The 8,900-nt window shown below is 66.6% G+C and carries 8 protein-coding genes and 1 pseudogene; 8 read left to right on the plus strand and 1 reads right to left on the minus strand.

Features of this window, described 5'->3' with window-relative positions:
- The first annotated feature begins 7 nt into the window (after positions 1 to 7).
- From FG93_RS03620 to FG93_RS31020, 5 genes are all read left to right on the plus strand, one after another.
- Complete coding sequence (locus FG93_RS03620) at positions 8 to 283, plus strand: sarcosine oxidase subunit delta (protein ID WP_043231673.1); 276 nt, start codon at positions 8 to 10, stop codon at positions 281 to 283.
- Positions 280 to 3,267: a sarcosine oxidase subunit alpha family protein gene (locus FG93_RS03625; protein ID WP_043231676.1), complete on the plus strand. Its 2,988-nt coding sequence runs from the start codon at positions 280 to 282 to the stop codon at positions 3,265 to 3,267. Before FG93_RS03620 ends, FG93_RS03625 begins: the two co-directional genes overlap by 4 nt.
- A complete protein-coding gene (locus FG93_RS03630) occupies positions 3,260 to 3,892 on the plus strand; it encodes a sarcosine oxidase subunit gamma (protein ID WP_043231678.1) in 633 nt (210 codons plus the stop codon). Before FG93_RS03625 ends, FG93_RS03630 begins: the two co-directional genes overlap by 8 nt.
- Before the next feature lie 83 nt (positions 3,893 to 3,975).
- The gene (gene purU / locus FG93_RS03635; protein WP_043231679.1) at positions 3,976 to 4,839 is read left to right on the plus strand and encodes a formyltetrahydrofolate deformylase; all 864 of its coding nucleotides are present in this window, start codon (positions 3,976 to 3,978) and stop codon (positions 4,837 to 4,839) included.
- A gap of 169 nt (positions 4,840 to 5,008) precedes the next feature.
- A complete protein-coding gene (locus FG93_RS31020; RefSeq protein WP_152579283.1) occupies positions 5,009 to 5,527 on the plus strand; it encodes a hypothetical protein in 519 nt (172 codons plus the stop codon).
- Positions 5,528 to 5,537: 10 nt separating this feature from the next.
- On the opposite strand, the gene FG93_RS03645 is transcribed toward FG93_RS31020, so the two are convergent.
- Positions 5,538 to 6,761, minus strand: coding sequence for an MFS transporter (locus tag FG93_RS03645; RefSeq protein WP_052513319.1), 1,224 nt, complete (start codon positions 6,759 to 6,761; stop codon positions 5,538 to 5,540).
- Positions 6,762 to 7,257: 496 nt separating this feature from the next.
- Between FG93_RS03645 and exbB the strand changes: the two genes are divergently transcribed.
- From exbB to FG93_RS03660, 3 genes and pseudogenes are all read left to right on the plus strand, one after another.
- A complete protein-coding gene (gene exbB, locus FG93_RS33215) occupies positions 7,258 to 8,196 on the plus strand; it encodes a tonB-system energizer ExbB (protein ID WP_052513339.1) in 939 nt (312 codons plus the stop codon).
- Between the two features lie 3 nt (positions 8,197 to 8,199).
- Entirely contained in the window at positions 8,200 to 8,655 is a 456-nt protein-coding gene (gene exbD, locus FG93_RS03655; protein ID WP_043231681.1) for a TonB system transport protein ExbD, read from the plus strand.
- A pseudogene (locus FG93_RS03660) lies at positions 8,652 to 8,900 on the plus strand (energy transducer TonB); the annotation flags it as partial. The gene exbD and the pseudogene FG93_RS03660, both read left to right, overlap by 4 nt.

An 8,900-nucleotide genomic window follows, 5' to 3' on the forward strand; every position in this document is an offset into this window, starting at 1 on the left:
TTTCTCCATGCGCATCACATGTCCTCATTGCGGCGCCCGCGACGTCCAGGAATTCACCTATCTGGGCGACGCCAATCCGCAACGGCCCGAGGGAATGGCAACGACGGAAGCGGCGATGCACGACTATGTCTACCAGCGCGACAATCCGGCCGGGCGGCATCGCGAGCTCTGGTATCACAGCGCCGGCTGCCATGCCTGGCTGGTCGTGACGCGCGACACGAGAACCCACGCCATCGAGACCGTCGAGACTGCCAGGGCGCGCGCCCAGGGAGATGCGGCATGAGCGCGAAGCAGCCCTTCCGCCGCGGCGATGGCGGCCTGATCGACCGGGCCAGCCCTGTCAGCTTCCGCTTCGACGGTCGCTCCTATCAGGGCTATGCCGGCGACACGCTTGCTGCCGCCCTTCTGGCCAATGGCGTGCGCCTCGTCGGCCGGTCCTTCAAGTACCACCGGCCGCGCGGCATCCTTTCGGCAGGTCCAGAGGAGCCGAATGCGCTCGTCGAACTGCGCTCCGGAGCCCGGCGCGAGCCCAATACGCGAGCGACCGTGGCCGAGCTCTATGATGGGCTCGAGGCGCAGAGCCAGAACCGCTGGCCCTCGCTCGATTTCGATATCCTCTCGATCAATTCGCTACTCGCGCCGGCGCTGACCGCAGGTTTCTACTACAAGACCTTCATGTGGCCGGCGGCTTTCTGGGAGAAGCTCTACGAGCCGCTGATCCGCCGCGCCGCCGGTCTTGGCCGCGCCGCCATGGAGGAAGATCCCGACCATTACGAGAAGGCGTTCGCCTTCTGCGACGTCCTCGTCATTGGCGGCGGGCCTGCCGGAATCTCTGCCGCCCTGGCGGCCGGACGGAGCGGCGCCCGCGTCATCCTGTGCGATGAGGATTTTCGGCCGGGTGGCCGGCTGCTCGCCGACAAGCGCGAGATCGACGCCCGCGCCGGCTCCGAATGGGTCGCCGACGCCCTGGCCGAACTCGCGAGCCTTCCCGATGTCCGGATCATGACGCGCACGACGGTGCTTGGCGTCTACGATCACGGCATCTACGGCGCCGTCGAACGCGTCAGCGACCATCTGCCGTTGCCTCCGGTGCATCAGCCGCGCCAACGCGCCTGGCGCATCACCGCCAAGCGCGCGGTACTGGCAGCTGGCGCGATCGAGCGCCCTGTCGTTTTTGCCGGCAACGACACACCCGGCGTCATGCTGGGCGGCGCGGTGCGGACCTATCTCAATCGCTACGCCGTCCTGCCCGGACGCGAGGCGGTGGTCTTCACCACCGGCGATGATGGCTGGGCCACGGCCCGCGATCTTACTGCTGCCGGCGCGAATGTCGCGGCGATCGTCGATCCGCGCCCGCAGGTCGATGCGGCGCTGGTCGCACTCGGCAAGGCGATCGGTGCGCGTGTCTTCGCCGGCAGCGCGGTCAGCCGCGCCTCCGGCGGCAAGGCGTTGAAGCAGGTCACGATCCGCGACGCGTCCGGCCGCGAGACGAGCCTTGCCTGCGATCTGCTCGCCGTCTCGAATGGCTGGAACCCGACGCTGCACCTGACCTCGCATCAGAACACGCGGCCGGTCTGGGACGAGGCGATCCAGGCCTTCGTGCCGGGCACAATGCCCGCCGGCCTCAGTGCGGCCGGCAGCGCAGCCGGCCATTTCGGCCTGGCCGAGGCACTGGTGGACGGCGCCCGCCTCGGCAGCGAGGCTGCAGCCGATTGCGGTTTCGCTGCGAAGCCACTGGCTGCCACAGCGAAGACCGATCCTGACGCCGTCTCGATCTCCCCGGTCTGGCGGGTCAAGGGCGGCAAAGGCAAGGCCTTCGTCGATTTCCAGAATGACGTGACCGATGCCGATGTCGAGCTGGCGGCGCGTGAGGGGTTCCGGCCGGTCGAACACCTGAAACGCTACACCACGCTCGGCATGGCGACCGACCAGGGCAAGACCTCGAACATCTCCGGCCTTGCGATCATGGCCGAACAGACTGGCAAGACCATACCCGAGACGGGGACGACGATCTTCCGGCCACCCTATACGCCAGTGGCCATCGGGGCGCTTGCCGGCCACCACCGAGGTCCGGATTTCCGACCGATGCGGCTTGCGCCCACCCATCAATGGTCGAAGGACCTGGGCGCCGTCTTCGTCGAGACCGGGCTCTGGCTGCGCGGGCAGTATTATCCGAAACCCGGCGAGGATCACTGGCTGACCACCGTCAATCGCGAGGTGCTGGCCGTGCGCAATGGCGTCGGCATCTGCGATGTCTCGACGCTCGGCAAGATCGACATCCAGGGCAATGATGCCGCCGAGTTCCTGGAGCGCGTCTATATCAATGGCTGGAAGGCCTTGCCCGTTGGCAAGGCGCGCTATGGGCTGATGCTGCGCGAGGACGGCTTCGTCATGGATGACGGCACGACCTCGCGTTTGGCCGAGACGCATTTCCTGATGACGACCACCACGGCAAACGCCGCCAAGGTGATGCAACATCTCGAATACTGCCATCAGGTGCTCTGGCCGACGCTCGATGTCCGCATGGTCTCGGTCTCGGAGCAGTGGGCGCAGGTCGCGGTTGCCGGGCCCAAGGCCCGCGAGGTCCTGCGCGGTGTCGTTGACGCACAGCACGACCTCTCGAACGAAGCGTGTCCCTATCTCGCGGCGCGCAACATCACTGTCGGCGGCGGCATCCCGGCACGGCTGTTCCGGATCTCCTTCTCGGGCGAGCTCGCCTATGAACTCGCCGTCCCGGCCGATCATGGCGATGCGATGATGCGCGCCCTGATGGCGGCCGGCGCGCCCTACGGCATCACGCCCTATGGAACCGAAGCGCTTGGCGTGATGCGCATCGAGAAGGGCCATGTCGCGGGCAACGAACTCAACGGCCAGACGACGGCCCGCGATCTTGGCCTCGGCAGGATGATGTCCGCCAAGAAGGACTTCATCGGCCGCGTCATGGCTGGCCGCGAAGCGCTGATCGAGACGGAGCGTCCGGCGCTGGTCGGCTTCAAGCCGGTGGAGATTGGCCAACGACTGCGAGCCGGCGCGCATTTCATCGGCCTCGGCAAGCCTGCGGCCATGGAACATGACGAGGGCTACATGACCTCGGTCGCCTATTCCCCGGTGCTGAAGCACTGGATCGGCCTCGGCCTGCTGAAGAATGGCCCGAAACGCATCGGCGAGCGCGTCCGCGCCGTCGATCCGGTGCGCAACGGCGACATCGTCCTCGAAATCTGCAATCCGGTCTTCGTCGATCCCGAAGGAGCGCGCCTCCATGGCTGACGCTGCGACAATTGCCTGGACGCCGCGCGGCTCCTGGGCCGGCATTCTCGCCTCGGGCGAATTTGGAACGGCGGGGCAGCCCGGTGTCACGATCGAGGCGCGTGACGGACTCGGCATCGCCAGCCTGATTGCCGGGGACGGTCGAGATGAGGCGCTTGCGCAGGCGCTCCAGGGCCACATCGGGCTCGGTCTGCCGCTGACGCCCTGCATCGTTTCCAGCGCGAGACACAGTCTGGTCTGGGCGGGCCCGGATCAGTGGCACCTGATTGCGCCGGACCGGAACGGTTTCGATGAGCTGCTGCGCGATCTTGCGCCGCTCGCCGCTATCTCCGACCAGTCCGACGGACGGGCTGCGCTGCGGCTTTCCGGACCGAAGGTACGCGATACCCTGGCGAAGGGCTGCATGCTCGACCTGCACCCCTCCGCCTTCCCGGTCGGGACTGCCGCCTTGACAAGCATCGCCTATATGGGTGTGCATCTCTGGCGGATCGCTGACGATCCGGCATCCGGTGACGCCGTTTTCGAGATCATGGTCGCACGCAGCATGGCAGGCAGTTTCTGGTCCTGGCTTTCCGCCTCCGCGGCAGAATTCGGCTGCAAGGTGACGGCAACGGGACGAGGTTGAGCGCAGCGCGTCGCGCGCCCTCCAACTCGAAACCTGTCCCATTGTCCCAGCGAAGGGCCGCCCCTCGAAGGGCGGCATCAGCCATGTCCGACCGCATTTCGATCCTCACCCTCTCCTGCCCCGACCGTCCGGGCATCGTCGCCGCCGTCTCGACGCTGCTGTTCGAGTCCGGCTGCAACATCCGCGACGCCCAGCAGTTCGACGACACAGAGACCGGCCGCTTCTTCATGCGCGTCGTCTTCGAGCGCCTCGCCGAGAGCAGGTCGCACGCCGAGATCACGGAAGCCTTCGGCGAGCTTGCCCGGCGCTTCACCATGGATTTCACCTTGCGTGAGCAGCATGTGCGGAAGCGCGTGATGCTGCTGGTCTCGAAATTCGACCATTGCCTCGCCGACCTGCTTTATCGCTGGCGCATCGGCGAACTCCCGATGGAGGTCGCCGGCATCATCTCGAACCACGGTCGCGACAGCATCGCCTCGACCGATATCGGCGACCTGCCCTTCCATCATTTGCCGATCACCCGCCAGACCAAGATGGAGCAGGAAGCCCAGATCTGGCAGCTCGTCCAGGAGACCAGGACGGATCTCGTCGTGCTTGCGCGCTATATGCAGGTCCTGTCGGACGGACTCTCGGCCAAGCTGCTCGGCCGCTGCATCAATATCCACCATTCCTTCCTGCCCGGCTTCAAGGGCGCCAAGCCGTATCATCAGGCGCATGAGCGCGGTGTGAAGCTGATCGGCGCGACCGCCCATTACGTGACGCCGGATCTCGATGAAGGCCCGATCATCGAGCAGGATGTCGAACGCATCTCGCATCGCGACACGCCGGACGCACTGGTGCGCAAGGGCCGCGATATCGAGCGGCGGGTACTGGCGCGCGCCGTGCTGCATCATCTCGAGGACCGCGTCGTGCTGAACGGCAAGAAGACGGTCGTCTTCACCGACTGAGGTCGCCGCGATCCGAGCGATCAAGGCAGGGGTCGTCCCCATCGCTTGCGTCATCCCTGGCGACGGAAACGACGCCCGGGATCACGACCGCGGGCTTCCGCCTGTCCGTGGCTGGGACGCATGGCATTTCCGCTTGCTGTTCCCCCATGCGGGCGGCAAGGAAGGATCGATGGCATCGTCACCTCTCCATCGTCTGGCAGCCGCAATCGGCCGCGTTTCCGCGTTGCCGGTACGAGGCCTGATCTCATTCCTGATCCTGTTCGACGAGCTCGTGCGCCCGCTCTATCGCCCGGCCATTCGCTGGCTGTCGGAACGGCGGTTCGTGGCGCGCGCCGAGGCGGCGATCGCCCGCATGCCGCGTTTTGCCATCCTGGCGGTGCTGGTGGCGCCTTTCGCCGTCGTCGAACCGCTCAAGCTCGTCAGCCTCATCGTGATCGCGCACGGCCATGTGACCGGCGGCCTGATCATGCTCGGGCTGGCGCATCTGGCGAGTTTCGTGATCGTCGAGCGGATCTACCATGCCGGCCGCGAGAAGCTTCTCACCATCGGCTGGTTCGCGCGCGGAATGGCTGTCATCACCGATCTGCGCAGGCGCGCGCTGGACTGGGTGAGGCGCAGTGCGGTCCATGCCTTTATCCTGCGCACGCGCGACGCAGTCCGTTCATGGTGGCGCGGGCGACGGATCTGAACGCTGGGGGTCAGGAGACCTTGCGGGCGAGCATGAACAGGGCGCCGGTGGCGAGCAAGGACAGCAGCACCATCAGCGCCGCCGTTGGCATCAGGCCGGCCCGCTCGATCAGGACCGCACAGGCAAGCGGCGCCGCCGCCTTGACCACCAGCCCCGGCGCCGAAAGCTTGCCGAGCATCGCACCATATCCGGCCGGACCGAAAAGCTGGAGCGGCACGGTTCCACGCACGATCGAGCTCAGCCCGACGCTGATCCCGTAGGCGACCGCAAAGAGACCGGCGAGTATGGCGGTCGTCTGGCCGGTCATCAGCAGGACGAATCCGAGCGGCATCATCGCAGCCGAAATCCATGCCGTGGTCACTGGCTGGAGAGAAGCGCCGAACAGCATCTCCGCCAGCCGTCCGGCGACCTGCGCGGGGCCGACCATGGCGCCGATACCGACGGCGACTACGGCGCTCAGGCCCAGCCCCTGCAGCATGCTCAGCAGATGCACCGACATGGCCGAAACGACGAAGCCCTGCAGCGAGAAGGCGAGAGCGAGCAGAACAAAGGCCAAGCGGCGCGCCTCGCCTTCGAGATGATCGGCGTGGGGCAGCGCCGGCGCGCTCGCGACGTGCCCGCGTTCCGCGGCTCGCTTCACGCGCCCAGGCAGCCCAAAGAGATGCAACGGCACGCAGAGCCCAAGCTGAAGCAAGCCGTAGAACCGGTAGATCACGCGCCAGTCGAACTGCGCAAGCAGCGCCGTCGTCAGGGGCCAGAAGATCGTCGAGGCAAAGCCGCCGATCAGCGTGAGCTGGCTGATCGAGCGGCGTGCGCCGGCGCCGCGTGACTGCGTCAGTGCCGCAAAGGCGGCATCGTAGAAGACCATGGTCGAGACGATGCCGAGAGCTATCATCGCCGCGAAATAGCTCAGGCCGCCACGCGCCTCGGCGAGCCCCAAGAGCGCCAGTCCGGCAAGCGCCGAACCGATCGTCATGACCAGGCGCGCGCCATGACGATCAACCTGCCGGCCGATGGCAGGAGCAACCACACCGCCGGCAAGAAGGCTCGCCGCAAATCCGGCATAGGTCCATTCGGGAGCCCAGCCGAAGCTGGCTGTCATGCTCTGGGCCAGAACTGCGAAGGCATAATAGAGGCAGCCATAGCCGGCGACCTGTGTCACCCCGAGGGCGAGGATGAGACCCAGCCCACGCCCTGACGAGGGAACCGGCAAGGGCGAAGGCAGACTCGGCATCGAGATCAGGTCATCCGGTCGGGGAGTGTCGCCAGGTGCGACCGAATGACCATTCTTCGACTTGTGCCCCGGAGGCAACGTCGTCCTGGGAATACCAGGGCTGACATCATTGACATGGTTGACTGGCCGACCTGTCGGCAGCGGTGGCGCGATAAAGTGTTACGCCGGACCGCTGCGACCGCTGACCGGGAACCGGCCAAACAATGGTTACAACTCGGCACAACCACGATCTTTAACTTTGACATTCGCGCTGTAAATCGTCAGTAACGCGCCGATAGCAGTATTCATAGATTAGATTTTTTCTAAATTAATAGTACAACTATTGCCTCCAATCACGAAATGAACCGCCCACCACTCTGACAGCAGAGAGCCAACCGGTATGAGTGCCCAGGACGAGCCGCGCCGCAGTACAGCCACGCCCCCCCTCGCTGGTCGGGCGAAACGCAGCGCAGCCGGTACCCTGCTGCTGGCACTGACACTCCCCTTTGTCCCCGCGATTGGAACAAGCTTCGCGCAAGCGCCGGCAAGTACACCGGCCGCGCAGCAACCCGCACCACTTCCGGCCGCCCCAACCCCGACCGTACCTGCCGCCCCTGCAATACCGGCCCCGACTGCCGCCGCGAGCCCGAGCGGCGCCCATGAGCAAATGGCTGTTCCCCAGCCGCCGGCCCCTCAAGCTCCCGCCCCTGTCGCCACTGCTGCGCTTCCCCATGACCTTTCGCCCTGGGGCATGTTCATGGCGGCCGACATCGTCGTTAAGGCGGTGATGCTCGGGCTTGCCTTCGCCTCGCTGGTGACCTGGACGATCTGGCTCGCCAAGAGCCTGGAGCTGATGGCTGCCAAGACCAGGGCACGCCTGGCCGCGCGCCGGCTGGACGAGGCGGACAGTCTCGAGATCGCCTCCGAGAGGATCACCGCCGGTCATGCGCGGCGCAGCGTCGTCGCCGAGCTTGTACAGGCGGCCCGAGATGAAGTCCGCCGTTCGGCCGAACTCTCGGATGACGGCATCAAGGAGCGCGTTGCCATCGCGCTGTCACGGCGCGAGGCCCGTGCCGGCCGGGACATGGCGAAGGGCACCGGCCTGCTCGCGACGATCGGTTCGACGGCCCCCTTCGTCGGCCTGTTCGGCACGGTCTGGGGCATCATGAACTCCTTTATCGGCATCTCCCAGTCGAAGACCACCAATCTCGCGGTGGTCGCGCCCGGCATCGCCGAGGCGCTGCTGGCGACCGCAATCGGCCTCGTCGCGGCGATCCCCGCCGTCATCATCTACAATATCTTCTCGCGCTCGATCGCCGGCTACCGTGCCGTGCTGTCTGACGCCTCTGGCGACGTCCTGCGCCATCTCTCGCGCGACCTCGAGCGCGCGCGCCGCGCGGCGCAGCGTCCCGGCCGTCCGCTGCACGCGGTGCAGCCGCTGATGTCGGCGGAGTGAGCAATGGCCGTTTCGCTCAAGGATCCGCAGGACGGCGATCTGGCGGAAGTCTCCGAGATCAACGTCACGCCCTTCATCGACGTGATTCTCGTGCTGCTGATCATCTTCATGGTCGCAGCCCCGCTCTCCACCGTCGATGTCGCCGTCGATCTGCCCGTCTCCAATGCACAACCGCAGCCCCGCCCCGAGAAGCCCGTCTTCCTCACAGTGAAGGGCGATCTCTCGCTCGCACTCGGCAACGATCCTGTCCCACGCGAAGCGCTGCAGAGCGTGCTCGACCATCAAACCAGCAGCGACCGTGAGCAGCGGGTCTTCCTGCGCGCCGACGGGACCGTTGCCTATCGCGAGCTGATGGAGGTGATGAACCTGCTGCGCAATGCCGGCTATCTGAAGATCGCGCTGGTCGGGATCGAGGATACGGGCCAGGCGGCCGCGCCCGGTGCGGGGGCAAAGCCATGAAGACCGGGGTCCCCGACGGCAGCGTGCCGCGCCGCGTTTGGCCGGCGCTGCTGCGCTGGAGTTCGGCTGGGCTCGTCGTGGTGGCGGCGCATGGCGGCATTGCCTGGCTGGCCCTGAGCTGGCGCCCGGGAGAGGCTGCGGCCGGCGCGCCCGAGCCTGCCGTGATGATCGAGCTCGCTGCGGTGTCCGTTGCGCCCGAGGCCCCCGCAGCCGACCTGCCCCCGGCCCCTCAGGCGACCGAGGCG

It is taken from the genome of Allobosea sp. LC85 (genome assembly GCF_000735605.1).
GTDB lineage: Bacteria > Pseudomonadota > Alphaproteobacteria > Rhizobiales > Beijerinckiaceae > Allobosea.